The sequence below is a fragment of the Streptomyces sp. TAA204 genome, from assembly GCF_000424965.1.
In genome coordinates, this window is sequence record NZ_AUKW01000005.1 from 213219 (window position 1) to 229560 (window position 16342).

Consider the following 16342-nt stretch of genomic DNA (forward strand, 5'->3'; position numbering starts at 1 on the left):
GTCGCCGCGGGCGTCAATGGGCTGTGACCCGCTTCTGCGCAAGACGGCTGCCGCCGGGCAACTGCCCCCCGCTCCGCGCCCGTCGGGTGCGGAGCCCGCGGCCTGCCCGTACGGCCCTCCGCTGTTCCGCCGGCCCGGTAAGTTCGGCCTTCCTTGCTGGCAGGTGCCGCGGGGGCGCGCATACCGTCGGGGAACTGGAAGGTGGCGCGGGGCGACGACCCGCCGCCGCGGAGGCAGCGAACCGGATACGGCGGTCATGGAGAAGGACACAGCACCGGGTGGGGACGGCCACGGGGAACGCGGCGCCGGGCCGGACGGTTCGGACGGTCACGGCGACGCCGACCACACCCACGCCGACCACACCCACCGGGACGTCAACGGCGGCTGGCTGCGCCCGACCGTCTTCGGCGCCATGGACGGCCTGGTCTCCAACCTGGGCCTGGTCGCGGGCGTCGCCGGCAGTTCCGCCGCGTCCCGGACCATCGTGATCTCCGGACTCGCCGGGCTGGTCGCCGGGGCCTTCTCCATGGCGGCGGGCGAGTACACCTCCGTCGCCTCGCAGCGGGAGCTGGTGCAGGCCGAGCTGGAGGTGGAGCGCCGTGAGCTGCGGCGGCACCCGGAGGACGAACTGAAGGAGCTGGCGGAGGTCTACGTCTCGCGCGGTGTCGAGCCCCGCCTGGCGGCGGAGGTCGCCAGGCAGCTCCACGCGGACCCCGAGCAGGCGCTGCAGACGCACGCCCGCGAGGAGCTGGGCGTGGACCCCTCGGACCTGCCGTCGCCGACCGTCGCGGCCGTATCCTCGTTCCTGTCCTTCTCGGTCGGAGCGCTGCTGCCCGTACTGCCGTATCTGCTGGGTGCGCACTCGCTGTGGTACGCGGTGGTGCTGGGGCTGATCGGGCTCTTCGGCTGCGGGGCGGTCGTGGCGCGGGTGACGGCGCGGGCGTGGTGGTTCAGCGGGCTGCGGCAGCTCGGGCTTGGTGCGGCCGCGGTGGCGGTGACCTACGGGCTGGGGATGGCCTTCGGCGTCGCCGTGGGGTGAATCATGGTTCCGTGGCTCACCGTGACGTGACGCACCCGGCACGATCTCCTTGTTACCTCACGGTTTCAGGCCAGGCGGCGCCGGGCAGAAGCCGGACGGTTCGCGAGCAACGACGCCCGCACCGGGGCCGGGCGCAACGCTGTTGCGCAGGGGCCATCCGCACCCCGCCGCAGGCCCTGTGGATCACCCCCGCTGTGTATCGCCATGTGGCCACCAAGTCCACTCTTCGAGATGCATCAGCCTTTTTTCGGGGTGTGGTCCATCATGTAACCTCCACGGAAATTTGTTCTGCCCAGGGCCGACGTCGTCCCTCGGCACCTGCTCCCCGGGCCCCGCCCGGGGGCGCTACCGGCCACGACGACGGGAGAGCCGATGCGTGCAGCGTCTCTGGCGGCCCACCCTGCCAAGCAGGGGATGTACGACCCCCGGTACGAGCACGACGCCTGCGGGGTCGGCTTCGTGGCGACCCTGACCGGTGAACCCAGCCACGAGCTGGTCCAGCAGGGGCTGACCGTACTGCGCAACCTGGAGCACCGCGGCGCCACCGGCTCCGACCCGGACACCGGCGACGGCGCCGGTCTGCTGCTGCAGATCCCGGACGCCTTCCTGCGCGAGACCGCCGGTTTCTCCCTGCCCGAGGCCGGCGGCTACGCCGTGGGCATCGCCTTCCTGCCCGCCGAGGAGGGTGAGGCCGCGGCCGCCGTCTCGAACATCGAGACGCTGGCATCCGAGGAGGGGCTGGACGTCCTCGGATGGCGCGAGGTGCCGGTCGCGCCCGAACTGCTCGGTTCCGGCGCCCGCGCGACGATGCCCTCCTTCCGCCAGCTCTTCGTGCGGGACGCCGAGGGAGAGGCCGGTCCGCCGCGTACGGGCATCGCCCTGGACCGTCCCGCGTTCGTACTGCGCAAGCGCGCGGAGCGCGAGGCCGGGGTCTACTTCCCCTCGCTCTCCTCGCGCACGATCGTCTACAAGGGAATGCTCACCACCGGGCAGCTGGAACCTTTCTTCCCCGACCTGTCCGACCGCCGCTTCGCCAGCGCCATCGCTCTGGTGCACTCACGCTTCTCCACCAACACCTTCCCCTCCTGGCCGCTGGCGCACCCGTACCGCTTCGTCGCGCACAACGGCGAGATCAACACCGTGCAGGGCAACCGCAACTGGATGCGGGCACGCGAGTCCCAGCTCCACTCCGAGCTGTTCGGCGCAGGCAAGGACCCCGACGGCAAGCAGGCCCTGGAGCGGATCTTCCCCCTCAACACCCCCGGCGCGTCCGACTCCGCCACCTTCGACGAGGTGCTGGAACTGCTGCACCTGGGCGGGCGCTCGCTGCCGCACTCGGTGCTGATGATGGTGCCGGAGGCGTGGGAGAGCCCCGAGTCCAAGGAGTCGATGGACCCGGCACGGCGCGCGTTCTACCAGTACCACTCCACGATGATGGAGCCCTGGGACGGCCCGGCCTGCGTCACCTTCACCGACGGCACCCAGGTCGGCGCCGTACTGGACCGCAACGGCCTGCGCCCGGGCCGCTACTGGGTCACCGACGACGGTCTCGTCGTGCTCGGCTCCGAGGTGGGCGTCCTCGACATCGATCCCGCGAAGGTCGTACGCAAGGGACGCCTCCAGCCCGGCCGGATGTTCCTCGTGGACACCTCCGAGCACCGCATCATCGAGGACGACGAGATCAAGCAGCAGCTCGCCGCCGAGCAGCCCTACGGGGAGTGGCTGGAGGCCGGGCTGATCGACCTGGCCGACCTGCCCGAACGCGAGCACATCGTGCACACGCACGCCTCCGTCACCCGCCGCCAGCAGACCTTCGGCTACACCGAGGAGGAGCTGCGCGTCCTGCTCGCGCCGATGGCCAGGACGGCCGCCGAGCCGATCGGCTCCATGGGCACCGACTCGCCGATCGCCGCGCTCTCCGACCGGCCGCGGCTGATCTTCGACTACTTCACGCAGCTCTTCGCGCAGGTCACCAACCCGCCGCTGGACGCCATCCGTGAGGAACTGGTCACCTCGCTGCACTCCTCGCTCGGGCCGCAGGGCAACCTTCTGGAACCGACGGCCGCCTCGTGCCGCAGCGTGACCCTGCCCTTCCCGGTCATCGACAACGACGAGCTGGCCAAGCTCATCCACATCAACGCCGACGGCGACCTGCCGGGCTTCAAGTCCACGACGCTCTCCGGCCTCTACCGCGTCCACGAGGGCGGCAAGGGCCTGGCCGACCGGCTCAAGGCGATCTGCGTCGAGGCCGACGCCGCCATCGAGGCCGGCGCCCGGCTGATCGTGCTCTCCGACCGGCACTCCGACGCCGAACACGCGCCGATCCCGTCCCTGCTGCTGACCTCGGCGGTGCACCACCACCTGATCCGCACCAAGCAGCGCACCCAGGTCGGTCTGCTGATCGAGGCCGGCGACGTGCGTGAGGTGCACCATGTCGCGCTGCTCATCGGCTACGGCGCCGCCGCGGTCAACCCCTACCTGGCCATGGAGTCCGTCGAGGATCTGGTGCGGGCCGGCACCTTCCTGCCCGCCGGGACGGCCGCCGAGGACGCCATCCGCAACCTGATCAAGGCGCTGGGCAAGGGCGTGCTGAAGGTCATGTCCAAGATGGGCATCTCCACCGTCGCCTCCTACCGCGGCGCGCAGGTCTTCGAGGCGGTCGGGCTGGACGAGTCCTTCGTCGACACCTACTTCCACGGCACCACCACCAAGATCGGCGGAGCGGACCTGGAGCTGATCGCCAAGGAGGTCGCCGCCCGGCACGCCAAGGCCTACCCCGCCACCGGAATCGCGCCGGCGCACCGGCTGCTGGACATCGGCGGCGAGTACCAGTGGCGCCGTGAGGGCGAGCCGCACCTGTTCGACCCGGACACGGTCTTCCGTCTGCAGCACTCCACCCGTACGGGCCGCTACGACATCTTCAAGGAGTACACGCAGCGCGTGGACGAGCAGTCCGAGCGGCTGATGACGCTGCGCGGACTCTTCCAGCTCAAGCACGACCGCCCCTCGGTCCCCATCGAGGACGTCGAGCCCGCGAGCGAGATCGTCAAGCGCTTCTCCACCGGGGCCATGTCCTACGGCTCCATCTCCCAGGAGGCGCACGAGACGCTTGCCGTCGCCATGAACCAGCTGGGCGGCAAGTCCAACACCGGCGAGGGCGGCGAGGACGCGGTCCGCCTCTACGACCCGGCGCGCCGCTCCGCGATCAAGCAGGTCGCCTCGGGCCGCTTCGGCGTCACCAGCGAGTACCTCGTCAACTCGGACGACATCCAGATCAAGATGGCCCAGGGCGCCAAGCCCGGCGAGGGCGGCCAGCTTCCCGGCCCCAAGGTCTACCCGTGGGTGGCGAAGACCCGGCACTCCACCCCCGGCGTCGGTCTCATCTCGCCGCCCCCGCACCACGACATCTACTCCATCGAGGACCTCGCCCAGCTCATCCACGACCTGAAGAACGCCAACCCCCGGGCGCGTATCCACGTCAAGCTGGTCTCCGAGGTCGGCGTCGGCACCGTCGCCGCCGGCGTCTCCAAGGCGCACGCCGACGTGGTGCTCATCTCCGGGCACGACGGCGGCACCGGTGCCTCGCCGCTCACCTCCCTCAAGCACGCGGGCGGCCCGTGGGAGCTGGGACTGGCCGAGACGCAGCAGACGCTGCTGCTCAACGGGCTGCGCGACCGCATCGTCGTGCAGACCGACGGCCAGCTCAAGACCGGCCGTGACGTGCTGGTCGCCGCGCTGCTCGGCGCCGAGGAGTTCGGATTCGCAACCGCGCCGCTGGTGGTCTCCGGCTGCGTCATGATGCGTGTGTGCCACCTGGACACCTGCCCGGTCGGCATCGCCACCCAGAACCCCGTGCTGCGCGAGCGCTACAACGGCAAGGCCGAATTCGTCGTGAACTACTTCCAGTTCATCGCCGAGGAGGTCCGCGAGCTGCTGGCCGAACTGGGCTTCCGCACCCTGGACGAGGCCATCGGGCACGCCGATCTGCTCGACGTCTCCCGCGCCGTGGACCACTGGAAGGCACAGGGCCTGGACCTCGCCCCGCTGCTGCACGTACCGGACCTGCCCGACGGCGCGGTGCGGCACCACGCCACCGAGCAGGACCACGGACTGGCCAAGGCGCTCGACAACGAGCTGATCAAGCTCTCCGCCGACGCGCTGTCCGCCGACTCCGCTCACGAGGCGCAGCCCGTACGCGCCCAGCTCGCGATCCGCAACATCAACCGCACCGTGGGCACGATGCTCGGGCACGAGGTGACGAAGAAGTTCGGCGGCGCGGGTCTGCCCGACGACACCATCGACCTGACCTTCACCGGTTCCGCCGGCCAGTCCTTCGGCGCGTTCCTGCCGCGCGGCATCACACTCCGGCTGGAGGGCGACGCCAACGACTACGTCGGCAAGGGCCTCTCCGGCGGCCGGCTGGTGGTGCGTCCCGACCGCGGCGCCGACCACCTCGCCGAGTACTCCACCATCGCGGGCAACACCCTCGCCTACGGCGCTACCGGAGGTGAGATGTTCCTGCGCGGCCGGGTGGGTGAGCGCTTCTGCGTCCGCAACTCCGGCGCGCTCGTCGTCTCCGAGGGCGTGGGCGACCACGGCTGCGAGTACATGACGGGCGGTGCCGCGGTCGTCCTCGGCACGACCGGCCGCAACTTCGGCGCGGGCATGTCCGGAGGCAGCGCCTACGTGATCGACCTCGACCCCGCGAACGTCAACGCGGGTGTGCGGGACGCCGTCTGCGCCCCGGAGGACTGGGACCCCGAGGACGGTGAGTGGCTGCACGGTGTGGTGCTCCGCCACGGGCAGGAGACCGGCTCCACCGTCGCCGAGGCGCTCCTGGCCGACTGGGACGCCGCACTGGCCCGATTCACCAAGGTCATCCCTGCCACGTACAAGGCCGTGCTCGCCGCCAAGGACGCCGCCGAGCGAGAGGGACTCAGCGAATCCGAGACCCACGAGAAGATGATGGAGGCGGCGACCAATGGCTGACCCCAGGGGCTTCCTGAACACCGACCGCGAGGTCGCGCAGTCCCGTCCCGTCGAGGAGCGGGTGCGGGACTGGAACGAGGTCTACGTACCGGGCTCGCTGCTGCCGATCGTCGGCGAGCAGGCAGGCCGCTGCATGGACTGCGGCATCCCCTTCTGCCACCAGGGCTGCCCGCTGGGCAACCTGATCCCCGAGTGGAACGACTACGCCTACCGCGAGGACTGGGGCGCCGCCATCGAGCGGCTGCACGCGACGAACAACTTCCCCGAGTTCACCGGGCGTCTGTGCCCGGCACCGTGCGAGGCGGCGTGCGTGCTGGGCATCAACCAGCCGCCGGTGACCATCAAGAACGTCGAGGTCACCATCATCGACAAGGCGTGGGACAACGGGGACGTCACCCCGCAGCCGCCGGACCGGCTCTCCGGCAAGACCGTCGCCGTCGTCGGCTCCGGCCCGGCCGGACTCGCCGCCGCGCAGCAGCTCACGCGGGCCGGGCACACCGTCGCGGTCTACGAGCGCGCCGACCGGCTCGGCGGGCTGCTGCGGTACGGCATCCCCGAGTTCAAGATGGAGAAGCGGCACATCAACCGCCGTATCGAGCAGATGCGCGCGGAGGGCACCAAGTTCCGTACGGAGGTGGAGATCGGCCGCGACCTCGACGCGAAGAAGCTGCGTAAGCGGCACGACGCGGTCGTCATCGCGGCGGGCGCCACGACGGCCCGCGACCTGCCGGTGCCGGGGCGTGAACTGGGCGGCGTGCACCAGGCGATGGAGTACCTGCCGCTGTCCAACAAGGTGCAGGAGGGCGACCTGACGGTCTCCCCGATCAGCGCCGAGGGCAAGCACGTCGTCGTCATCGGCGGCGGTGACACCGGCGCGGACTGCGTGGGCACCGCGCACCGGCAGGGCGCGGCCTCCGTCACCCAGCTGGAGATCATGCCGAAGCCGGGCGAGGAGCGGCCGGCCAGCCAGCCGTGGCCGACCTTCCCCATGCTCTACAAGGTCACCTCCGCGCACGAGGAGGGCGGTGAGCGCGTCTACTCGGTGGGCACCACCCACTTCGAGGGTGACGAGGACGGCAACGTCCAGTGGCTGCACATGATCGAGATGGAGATGCAGGACGGCAGGCCGACGCCGAAGCCCGGCACCGAGCGGAGGATCCCGGCCCAACTGATCACGCTGGCCATGGGGTTCACCGGTGTGGACCGGGAGAACGGCCTCGTCGAGCAGTTCGGCGTGGAGCTGGACGAGCGCGGCAACGTCGCCCGCGACGGCGACTACGCGACCAACGTCGACGGCGTATTCGTCGCCGGTGACGCGGGCCGCGGCCAGTCCCTCATCGTCTGGGCCATCGCCGAGGGCCGCTCGGCGGCCAAGGGGGTCGACCGCTACCTGATGGGCACCAGCGCTCTTCCCGCTCCCATCGGCCCGACGGACCGCGCGATGGCCGTCTGACGCCGCCTGCCCGTCTCCGTATGCAGCCGCGGTGCCCGGCACTTCCCCGACCGGGGCCGGGCACCGCGGTGCGTGCGCATGGCGCCGCCGGGATGCCGTGCGGCCCGTTCCCCGCGGCGACGCGGGTGCTCCGGGGTGCACGACGCAAATTGACACGGACGGTCACGAGCCCGCTGACCAGCAAAGACGTCCTCCTGGTGGCCCCCGGCGGTGAAACGGGCCGGCACCGTCCGGAACCCCGGCCGCCTCTCCTCCGTCACAGCGGCGAGGCAGGAGGTTGAAGAACATGCGACAAGGAACGACAGGAAAGACCCGCAGCAGGACCGCGCTCGCCCTGGCACCGGCGCTGACTGCCGTGGTGATGCTGAGCGCGACGGCGTGCGGAGGCAGCGGTCAGACCGTGAGCAGTGAAGAGCCGCGTGAACAGACCCGGTTCGAGAAGCGCGCCACGGCGATCGAGCAGGCGTGGCCGAAGGTCGGCAAGACCGAGGGACGCCACAAGGACATGCTGCCGCTCGAGGGCGCCGAGCGCCCGGCCAAGGGGGAGGAGACCTCTCTCACCGTGACGGTCGGGCACGGGGGCTGCGACACGAAGTACGGCGCTCACGTGCAGGAGACGGACAAGCTCGTGATCGTCGCCGGCTGGGCGAAGAAGGACAAGAAGGCCGACTTCTGCACCAAACAGCTCGTGAACGACAAGACCGAGGTCGAGCTCGAGACCGAGCTCGGCGACCGCACGGTCGTCGATGCGGCGACGGGCGAGAAGCTGCTGGAGGACTGAGAGAGCACACCGACGGCCGCCGACGGGCGGTCGGGCGAGCGGCCCCGCACCTGCTGCATCCCTGCTGCAGGCGCGGGGCCGCTCGTGTGTCCCGCGGAGCCGGTCCGGTCCGCAGCGGCGGCGCGGCGGCGTGCGAGACGCGCTGGTCCAGGGATGTGCGGCTGATGATAGTTTCCTCCCGGTCGAGTGGTCCTCATCCCGGACGACATTTCAACTACAGGACATGCGAGGGCAGTTGAGCAGTTCAACACCCCGCGCGTCATGGTCAGGAGCCTGTGCGTGAGCGAGGCACTGCCGAGCGGACAGAGTGCGCCCACCGTTCTGCGCATCATTCTCGGCAAACGACTGAAAGAACTCCGAGAGAGCCGCCGCCTCACGTTCGAGGACGCCGCCAAGGCGCTCAGCGTGAGCCATCTGACGGTCCGGCGCATCGAGAACGCACAGGTGAGCCTGAAGCTCCCCTACCTCAAGGAGTTGCTGAGGCTCTACGGCGCCTCGGAGGAGGAGGCGGCGGACTTCACCGACCTGGCCGAGCAGGCCAACGAGCCGGGCTGGTGGCACGACTACCGCACGGCCCTGCCCGACTGGTTCCGGGCCTACGTCAGTCTGGAGACGGCCGCGGAGGTCATCCGCGTCTACGAACCGCACTACATGACCGGCCTGTTGCAGACCCGGGACTACGCCCGCGCCGTCATCCGCGCCGGATTCCCCTACGAACCCCCGAAGACGCTGGAGCACCGCGTCGATCTGCGCCTGAGGCGGCAGGAGTTGCTGGGCCGCTCCGGCTCACCCGCCCTGTGGGTGGTGCTGGAGGAGGCAGCGCTGCGGCGTGAGGTGGGAGGAGGCGAGGTGATGCGCGCCCAGATCGACAGACTCCTCGAAGCGCTCGACGACCCCCGCATCACCATCCGCGTCCTTCCCCTCTCCGCCGGGGCGCACTCGGGAACCAGCGGCCACATCACCTACTTCCGCTTCCGGGAACCGGAGTTGCAGGACATCGTCTACACCGAGGTCGGACTGACCAGCGCCGTCTACCTCGACCAGCGGCCCGACGTGGTGACCCATCTGGAGACCTACACACGCGTCTCCCGGCTCGCGTCCGAACTGCTGCCGGACACCCGCTCGTATCTGAACCGGCTGCGCAAGGAGTTCGGCAGCTGAACCCCGCCCGCCCCGCCCCGAAGGCGCCCGCCGGGCCGGCGCCGCCGGCACCCGCCCCACCACTCATGCAGGGAAGAGACGATGACCGCCTCCGGTGAGATCGACACCAGCAAGCCGCACTCCGCCCGGATGTACGACTACTACCTCGGAGGCAAGGACTGGTTCCCCGTCGACCGGGAAGCCGCCGAGCAGGTCAAGAAGGTCTTCCCCATGGCACGGACCGGCGCACGCGCCAACCGGGACTTCATGCACCGGGCCACCCGCCACCTCGCGAGCGCGCACGGCGTACGCCAGTTCCTCGACATCGGCACCGGAATCCCCACCGCGCCGAACCTCCACCAGGTCGCCCAGGCGGTCATCCCGGAGTGCCGTGTCGTCTACGCCGACCACGACCCCGTCGTGCTGGAGTACGCCGACGCCCTCATGCGCAGCAGCACGCCCGAGGGCCGTACCGCCTATGTGCAGGCGGACGTGCGCCGCGACCGTGTCCTGGAAACGCGGGAGGTACGCGAGACCCTCGACCTGGACGAGCCGGTTGCGCTGTCGCTGCTCGCGCTGATGCACTTCGTCCCGGACGAGGACGGGCCCCGCGAACTGGTGCGCTCCATGCTCGACAGGCTCGCCCCGGGCAGCTTCCTCGTGCTCTCCCACGCCACCGCCGACTTCGACGGGGAAGCCCTGCTGAAGCAGGTCAAGGAGATCTACGGCAAGGGCGGCACCCCGCTGCGGGTGCGGGACGAGGAGGAGATCCGGTCCTTCTTCGACGGGCTGGAGATGATCGAGCCCGGCCTGACGCCGACGCACCGGTGGCGTCCCGACCGCCCCACCACCATGAGCGACGCCGAGGCCTTCTTCTACGCGGGCGTGGCCCGGAAGCCCTGACCCGGAAGCCCTGCCCCGGAAGCCCTCACCCGGCCGGTGATCCCCGTCCACGGGGCGCGCTCCCCGTGGACGGGCCGGCACCGGACCGCGGTGCGCGGCGGTGCTTCCGGTGCGCGGCCTCACCCGCGCCCTCAGTCGATGCCGCGCCAGATGTGCGGCTCGAAGCTGACCTCTTCCTCGTTCTCGACACCGGCCAGCAGCCACAGAGGCGCTTCCAGCGGCATGGACGACTCCTCCGCGAGGAGGCTCTCCTCCACGAGAAGCGCCGTGTGTTCCCTCGGCGACCGTGACTGCACTGTCGTGGTCATCTCTGTGTCAACTCCCCTTTGCGACTTGGGCACAGCGGGCCTGCGGTCCCAACACTGCGACCGCCTCCCCGTAAGCTCCGCACTTCGATTCTGGCCCCCGTGAGCACGTCTCGCAGCCCGACGGAGCAGAGCGGCACGCAGTGCCGTGGCCTGCGGTGACGCGGTGTACGGGCATGTTCCGCAGAGCCCCTGGCAGAGCCGGGTCGCAGAGGGGATCGAAAAGATCAGTCCACCAGGTTTGGCGGAAAACCACCGGTTGCGATCGGCCCCCAGTGCCGCGGTGTGACCCGGATCAGCGACTTCCCCTGCTTGATCATCGCCGCGCGGTACTCGTCCCAGTCGGGGTGCTCGCCCGAGATGTTGCGGAAGTACTCCACCAGCGGCTCCACCGACTCAGGTGCGTCGATGACCTCGGCGTCCCCGTCGACCTGCACCCACGGGCCGTTCCAGTCGTCCGAGAGCACGAGCACGCTCACGCGCGGGTCGCGCCGTGCGTTGCGGGTCTTGGCACGTTCGGGATAGGTCGAGACGACGATCCGCCCCGAGCCGTCCACCCCGCACGTCAGCGGAGAGGCCTGGGGTGAGCCGTCCGCGCGCCGCGTGATGAGCAGGGCGCGGTGACGGGGGCGTACGAAGTCGAGCAGGCCGGCCAGCTCGACACGGGTGTTGGTGGCGATGGAAGGGCTCATGCCGCGAACGTACGTCATGGGGCCCCGTGTCGGGGCCTCTCGTACGGGGATGCCCGCGGTGCGTCCCTGCCGCCCAGGGCATCAGCCGATCGGCTGATGCGGAAAGGAGCCCGACGGGCGATGCGGCCGGGCCCTGCCGTCGGGGAGCGTCGGAGCATGCCCGTCATCGAAGTGCACAGCCTGCGCAAGGCGTACCGCGGCCTCGACGTGGTCGACGACGTCTCGTTCACCGTCGAGGAGGGCGAGATCTTCGGGGTCCTCGGTCCCAACGGCGCGGGCAAGACCACGGCCGTCGAATGCATCGGGGGCCTGCGCGTGCCCGACAGCGGCTCGATACGCGTCGGGGGCCTCGACCCGGTCGCCGACCACGGCCGACTCACCCACATCCTCGGCGCACAGCTCCAGGAGAGCGAGCTGCAGGCGAAGCTGACCGTGCGCGAGGCGCTGGAGCTGTACGCCGCCTTCTACGCGGAGCCCGCCGACTGGCGGCGGCTGGCCGCGCGCCTCGGCCTCACCGGCAAACTCGGCACCCGCTTCGCAAAGCTCAGCGGCGGCCAGAAGCAGCGGCTGTTCATCGCCCTGGCCCTCATCGGCAGTCCCCGTGTCGTGGTGCTGGACGAGCTGACCACCGGCCTGGACCCCCGCGCACGCCGCGACACCTGGGAGCTGATCGAGGAGGTACGCGCCGGCGGCGTCACCGTCGTCCTCGTCACGCACTTCATGGAGGAGGCCCAGCGGCTCTGCGACCGCATCGCGGTCTTCGACCGGGGCCGGATCGCCGCCCTGGACACCCCGGCCGGCCTCGTCAGCAAGGCCGCCGGGTCCGTCGTCATCTCCTTCACCCCCTCCGGCCCGCTGGAGGAGGGCGAGGTGGCACGGCTGCCGCACCTGACCTCGGTCGGCATGAAGGACGGCCGCTACACGCTGCACGGCACCGACGAGACCGTCGACGCCGTCATCACGCTGCTGGCCCGGAAGAAGGTCACCGCCCACCAGCTCCGCGTCACGGACGCCACCCTGGACGACGCGTTCCTCGACCTGACGGGAGATGCCGCATGACCGCCACCGACCCCGCCACCGCCACTGCCACCGACCCCGCCGGGCGCCCGGCCGCCCGCCGTCCGCGGCCCGCCTCCGCCGTCTTCGCGGCGGAACTCCGCCTCTTCGGGCGCGAGCCCGGAGCGCTGTTCTGGATCGCGGTGTTCCCGACGCTTCTGCTGGTGATCCTCGGCTCCATCCCCTCCTTCCGCAGCCCGGAGGCCGGCCTCGGCGGGATACGGCCCATCGACGCCTACGTCCCTGTCGCGGTGCTGCTTTCGGTGATCATGGCCGGACTCCAGGCCATGCCGCCGGTGATCACCGGATACCGGGAGAGGGGCATCCTGCGCAGGATGTCCACCACGCCCGTACGCCCCTCGACCGTGCTCGGCGCGCAGATGGGCCTGCACGGAGCGGCGGCGCTGACCTCGTCGCTGGTCGTCCTCGCGGTGGGCCGGGGTGTCTTCGACGTGGCGCTGCCGCGCCACGGGTTCGGCTACGCCGTCGCGCTGCTGGCGGCGCTCGCGTGCGGTCTGGGGCTGGGCGCGCTGGTCTCGGCGCTGTCCCGCACGGTGAAGATCGCCACGGCTGCCGGTTCCGTCATCTTCTTCCCGCTGATGTTCAGTGCGGGCGTCTGGCTTCCCGTCCAGGCCATGCCTGACACACTCGCGGCCATCGTGGAGGCGACCCCGTTCGGTGCCGCCGCCCAGGCGCTGAACCAGGCCGCGGCCGGCGGCCGGCCGGACTGGGTGCACCTGTGCGTGGTCGCCCTCTGGACGGTGGCGCTCTCGGCGGGTGCCGCACGCTGGTTCCGGTGGGAGTGACCCGCGGAGACGTCCGGCGGCCTGAGTCCCAGAGCGGCGTGACGGTCTGAGCGGTCTGGGCGGTCTGAGCGGTGGGGGAGGCTGGAGGAAATGAGCGATGCCGGTGACGGGCCGGGGTGAGGCAGCCGCACCCGCCCCTGATGCGCGGGTGGGCGGCACGAGCGGTCACGGAGCCGCCGGCGTCGCCGACACTGGTCGGATGACGGTCCACGGGATGGGCGGTAGGGCTGCGCGCGGCGCGGAGGCCACGCGTGGCTCCGCGCTCGACCAGCGGTGGGAGCTCTTCCACCGCTGGGGCCCGTACGTCCTGCTGGCGATCGCCACCGTGACCGCCGCCGCCACCAGCGGCGTCCTGGGGATGAGCCGGGGCGGCTGGCAGGCGGCCACGGCACTGGTCTGCGCGGCGCTCGCACTGCAGCTGTGGTGGTCGTCGGTCTCGGGCTCACACCCCGGACCCACCCGGACCGGCGCCTGGTACTACGGCGTCCGCTGGGCGCTCGCCTTCGCCCTGACCTGTATCAACCCGTTCTTCGCGCTCTACGCGGTCCTCGGTTACTTCAGCGCCGAGCGGCTGCTTTCTCCAAGCCTGGTGCGGCCGGGCCTCTTCGCCACGGCGGTCGTCATGGCCGGCTCCCAGTCGGGCGGGTTCCCACCGCGCGACAAGGTGGGCTGGGTCGTCTTCGGCGCCCTGCTGGCTGTCAACGTCGGCCTTGCCGCCGTCTTCAGCCACCTGGCCGCGCAGGAGGAGAAGCGGACGCGCCAGCAGGACGCGACGATCGAGGAGCTGGAGCGTACGAACGCCGCGCTGGAGGCCGCCCTGGAGGAGAACGCCGCGCTGCACACCCAACTGCTCGTCCAGGCACGCGAAGCGGGCGTGGCGGACGAACGGCGCCGGCTGGCCGCAGAGATCCACGACACCATCGCCCAGGGACTGACCGGCGTCATCGCGCAGCTCCAGGTCGTCGCCGGCGCCCCCGACCGGGCCACGGCGAACCGGCACCTGGAGCGTGCCGTCTCCCTCGCCCGGCACAGCCTGGGCGAGGCCCGCAGCTCCGTGCACAACCTCGCCCCGGTGGCCCTGGAGACCGACGGACTGCCGGAGGCGCTGCAGAAGACCGTCGCCGAGTGGTCCGAACGCTCCGGTGTGCGCGCGGAGTTCACCGTCACCGGCACCGCCGGGCCGCTGCACGGCGAGATCGAGGCGGCGCTGCTGAGGATCGTCCAGGAAGTCCTCTCCAACACCGAACGGCACGCGGCGGCGGCCCGTCTGGGCGTCACGCTCTCCTACATGGACGGCGAGGTCGTCCTGGACGTACGCGACGACGGCCGGGGCTTCGACCCGCTCGCGCGGCCCTGCCGCACCGGCACGGGCGGCTTCGGACTGGCGGGGATGCGGGCACGGGCGGAGCGGCTGGCCGGCTTCCTCACCGTCGAGTCGGAGCCGGGGGGCGGCACGGCGGTCTCGGCGCGGCTGCCCCTGGTGACCGGCGCCCGGCGACCGGGCCCCGGTGACCGATGATGGTCCCATGCCCGGTGACATCAGCCTCCTCATCGTCGACGACCACCCTGTCGTACGCGACGGGCTGCGCGGCATGTTCGACTCCGCCGACGGCTTCCGCGTGCTCGGTGAGGCCGCCGACGGCGGTGCGGCCGTGGACCTCGCCGTCCGCCTGGACCCCGACGTCGTGCTGATGGACCTGCGCATGCCAGGCGGAGGCGGGGTCGAGGCGATCACCGAACTCGCCCGCCGGGGCTGCCGCGCCCGCGTCCTGGTCCTGACCACCTACGACTCGGACTCCGACACCCTGCCCGCCATCGAGGCGGGTGCGACGGGCTACCTCCTCAAGGACGCGCCCCGCGAGGAGCTGTTCGCGGCCGCCCGCGCCGCGGCGGAGGGCCGTACGGTGCTCTCCCCGGCGGTGGCCTCCCGCCTGGTCTCGGCCGTGCGGACACCCGCGCCCGCAGGCGGCGCGCTCTCCGCGCGTGAGACCGAGGTGCTCGCCCTCGTCGCCAAGGGCACCTCCAACCGTGAGATCGCCCGGCTGCTGTTCATCAGCGAGGCCACGGTCAAGACCCATCTCACGCACATCTACGCCAAGCTGGACGTCAACGACCGCGCGGCGGCGGTGGCATCGGCCTACGACAGGCGCATCCTCGGCCCGGACCGCCACCACGGCTGAGCCCCGCACCGCCGAAGCCCGGTCCCTTCAAAGGCCGAGTTGTTCACGTGTCGCACTCCAGCACCGTGCGGCACAGCCCGCAGCGCGCCCGCATCCTGCCCCGCACGGGGACACGGATGCGCTGGTGACAGGTGGGGCAGGGGAAGGAGACGCGCGGGGGAGCGGTGCCCTCGAAGGCGTAGCCCTCCGGCCGCCGGGGGTGGGGGGCGAGGCCGGGCCGGGCCAGCGCGTCGCGCCGGTCGCGGGCGTACCGGCGGCGGCTCGCCCAGCCCGCCGCCGCCAGCGGCGCGCGTGCCTCGTCGGCGCGCGCCGCGGCGGCTCCCTCGACGTAGGCCTCGTACGCCTGCGGGCTGGTGAACCACACCGCCGGGTCCTCGCCGAAGAGGGCGGCTCTCTTCGCCAGGACGTAGCCGTACTCCTCGGGCGTGAGATAGCCCAGCTTCTGCGAGGAGAGCTGGTCCTGCCGGAAGGCGTCCAGCAGCAGCCACCCCGCGCCCAGGTAGGTGGTCGCGGTGTCGGTGAGGATCTCGTTGTCGCGGGTGCCGCGGAAGGCGAGGCCCAGGCGGTGCAGACGCACGTGCATGACCTCGTGCGCCAGGGCCGCCCCGATGTCGCGGCGGTGGCGTGTGAAGCGGGAGTTCAGCTCGACGAAGTACTCGGGGCCGGCGGCGAGTTCGACGTGCGCGGCGTCCTCCATCTCACGGAAGCCGACGACCACGCGGGCGTCCGGCAGCCCGAGGTGCTGCACCATGACGCGGGCGACGCGCTGCGCGCCCTCGTGGAGGTCCTCGGCGTCGGAGAAGGCCACGTCGCTGGGGAGGACGCTGTGCCCGAATCCGGTGACACCTTCGGGGGACAGGGCCCTGTAGAGGGCCGTGATCGCGTCACGCACGGTCGCCAGATGCGGGAAGCCGCGCTCGACAGGTTCCGCGGCCGGTACGCCCCCCGTGCCGTGTGCCGTCATCGACGACCACCCCCGGACTCGTCCTGTCGGTCAC

General features: G+C 71.4%; 13 protein-coding genes. 10 read left to right on the top strand and 3 right to left on the bottom strand.

What is annotated here, in order from left to right:
- Nucleotides 1-256 precede the first annotated feature (256 nt).
- The 6 genes from H343_RS30215 to H343_RS0111805 all read left to right on the top strand — a co-directional run bounded on the left by H343_RS30215 (nt 257) and on the right by H343_RS0111805 (nt 10305).
- Nucleotides 257-1039: a VIT1/CCC1 transporter family protein gene (locus tag H343_RS30215; protein WP_078505447.1), complete on the top strand. Its 783-nt coding sequence runs from the start codon at nt 257-259 to the stop codon at nt 1037-1039.
- A gap of 414 nt (nt 1040-1453) precedes the next feature.
- The gene (gltB, locus tag H343_RS0111785) at nt 1454-6028 is read left to right on the top strand and encodes a glutamate synthase large subunit (RefSeq protein ID WP_078505517.1); all 4575 of its coding nucleotides are present in this window, start codon (nt 1454-1456) and stop codon (nt 6026-6028) included.
- Nucleotides 6021-7481, top strand: a complete 1461-nt coding sequence (locus H343_RS0111790) for a glutamate synthase subunit beta (RefSeq protein WP_028431310.1) — start codon at nt 6021-6023, stop codon at nt 7479-7481. Before gltB ends, H343_RS0111790 begins: the two co-directional genes overlap by 8 nt.
- 286 nt (nt 7482-7767) lie before the next feature.
- On the top strand, nt 7768-8262 hold the full coding sequence (locus H343_RS0111795; RefSeq protein WP_028431311.1) for a hypothetical protein: 495 nt from the start codon (nt 7768-7770) through the stop codon (nt 8260-8262).
- 279 nt (nt 8263-8541) lie between these two features.
- Nucleotides 8542-9423, top strand: a complete 882-nt coding sequence (locus H343_RS0111800) for a Scr1 family TA system antitoxin-like transcriptional regulator (RefSeq protein WP_028431312.1) — start codon at nt 8542-8544, stop codon at nt 9421-9423.
- Nucleotides 9424-9504: 81 nt separating this feature from the next.
- Entirely contained in the window at nt 9505-10305 is an 801-nt protein-coding gene (locus tag H343_RS0111805) for an SAM-dependent methyltransferase (protein ID WP_028431313.1), read from the top strand.
- Nucleotides 10306-10436: 131 nt separating this feature from the next.
- On the opposite strand, the gene H343_RS35270 is transcribed toward H343_RS0111805, so the two are convergent.
- Nucleotides 10437-10613 (bottom strand): hypothetical protein, encoded by a 177-nt coding sequence (locus H343_RS35270; RefSeq protein ID WP_158679552.1) that lies wholly within the window; start codon nt 10611-10613, stop codon nt 10437-10439.
- A gap of 224 nt (nt 10614-10837) precedes the next feature.
- The gene (locus tag H343_RS0111815; RefSeq protein WP_028431314.1) at nt 10838-11302 is read right to left on the bottom strand and encodes a PPOX class F420-dependent oxidoreductase; all 465 of its coding nucleotides are present in this window, start codon (nt 11300-11302) and stop codon (nt 10838-10840) included.
- Nucleotides 11303-11458: 156 nt separating this feature from the next.
- On the opposite strand from H343_RS0111815, the gene H343_RS0111820 reads away from it, so the two are divergent.
- The 4 genes from H343_RS0111820 (at nt 11459) to H343_RS0111835 (ending at nt 15344) form a co-directional block, all read left to right on the top strand.
- Nucleotides 11459-12361 (top strand): ABC transporter ATP-binding protein, encoded by a 903-nt coding sequence (locus H343_RS0111820; protein WP_028431315.1) that lies wholly within the window; start codon nt 11459-11461, stop codon nt 12359-12361.
- On the top strand, nt 12358-13164 hold the full coding sequence (locus H343_RS0111825) for an ABC transporter permease (RefSeq protein WP_028431316.1): 807 nt from the start codon (nt 12358-12360) through the stop codon (nt 13162-13164). The genes H343_RS0111820 and H343_RS0111825 overlap by 4 nt, the downstream gene beginning before the upstream one ends.
- Nucleotides 13165-13363: 199 nt before the next feature.
- Entirely contained in the window at nt 13364-14683 is a 1320-nt protein-coding gene (locus H343_RS30220; RefSeq protein WP_486586874.1) for a sensor histidine kinase, read from the top strand.
- Nucleotides 14684-14690: 7 nt separating this feature from the next.
- Nucleotides 14691-15344 carry a response regulator transcription factor gene (locus H343_RS0111835; protein ID WP_037903460.1) on the top strand — a complete coding sequence of 218 codons (654 nt, stop codon included), beginning with the start codon at nt 14691-14693 and terminating at the stop codon, nt 15342-15344.
- A gap of 43 nt (nt 15345-15387) precedes the next feature.
- On the opposite strand, the gene H343_RS0111840 is transcribed toward H343_RS0111835, so the two are convergent.
- On the bottom strand, nt 15388-16308 hold the full coding sequence (locus H343_RS0111840; RefSeq protein ID WP_028431318.1) for a hypothetical protein: 921 nt from the start codon (nt 16306-16308) through the stop codon (nt 15388-15390).
- Nucleotides 16309-16342 lie beyond the last annotated feature (34 nt).

Bases quoted from the DNA above. Each gene is read 5' to 3' on its own strand.
- H343_RS30215 (WP_078505447.1), top strand. From the start codon at position 257: ATGGAGAAGGACACAGCACCGGGTGGGGACGGCCACGGGGAACGCGGC.
- gltB (WP_078505517.1), top strand. From the start codon at position 1,454: ATGTACGACCCCCGGTACGAGCACGACGCCTGCGGGGTCGGCTTCGTG.
- H343_RS0111790 (WP_028431310.1), top strand. From the start codon at position 6,021: ATGGCTGACCCCAGGGGCTTCCTGAACACCGACCGCGAGGTCGCGCAG.
- H343_RS0111795 (WP_028431311.1), top strand. From the start codon at position 7,768: ATGCGACAAGGAACGACAGGAAAGACCCGCAGCAGGACCGCGCTCGCC.
- H343_RS0111805 (WP_028431313.1), top strand. From the start codon at position 9,505: ATGACCGCCTCCGGTGAGATCGACACCAGCAAGCCGCACTCCGCCCGG.
- H343_RS35270 (WP_158679552.1), bottom strand. From the start codon at position 10,613: ATGACCACGACAGTGCAGTCACGGTCGCCGAGGGAACACACGGCGCTT.
- H343_RS0111815 (WP_028431314.1), bottom strand. From the start codon at position 11,302: ATGAGCCCTTCCATCGCCACCAACACCCGTGTCGAGCTGGCCGGCCTG.
- H343_RS0111820 (WP_028431315.1), top strand. From the start codon at position 11,459: ATGCCCGTCATCGAAGTGCACAGCCTGCGCAAGGCGTACCGCGGCCTC.
- H343_RS0111825 (WP_028431316.1), top strand. From the start codon at position 12,358: ATGACCGCCACCGACCCCGCCACCGCCACTGCCACCGACCCCGCCGGG.
- H343_RS30220 (WP_486586874.1), top strand. From the start codon at position 13,364: ATGACGGTCCACGGGATGGGCGGTAGGGCTGCGCGCGGCGCGGAGGCC.
- H343_RS0111835 (WP_037903460.1), top strand. From the start codon at position 14,691: ATGCCCGGTGACATCAGCCTCCTCATCGTCGACGACCACCCTGTCGTA.
- H343_RS0111840 (WP_028431318.1), bottom strand. From the start codon at position 16,308: ATGACGGCACACGGCACGGGGGGCGTACCGGCCGCGGAACCTGTCGAG.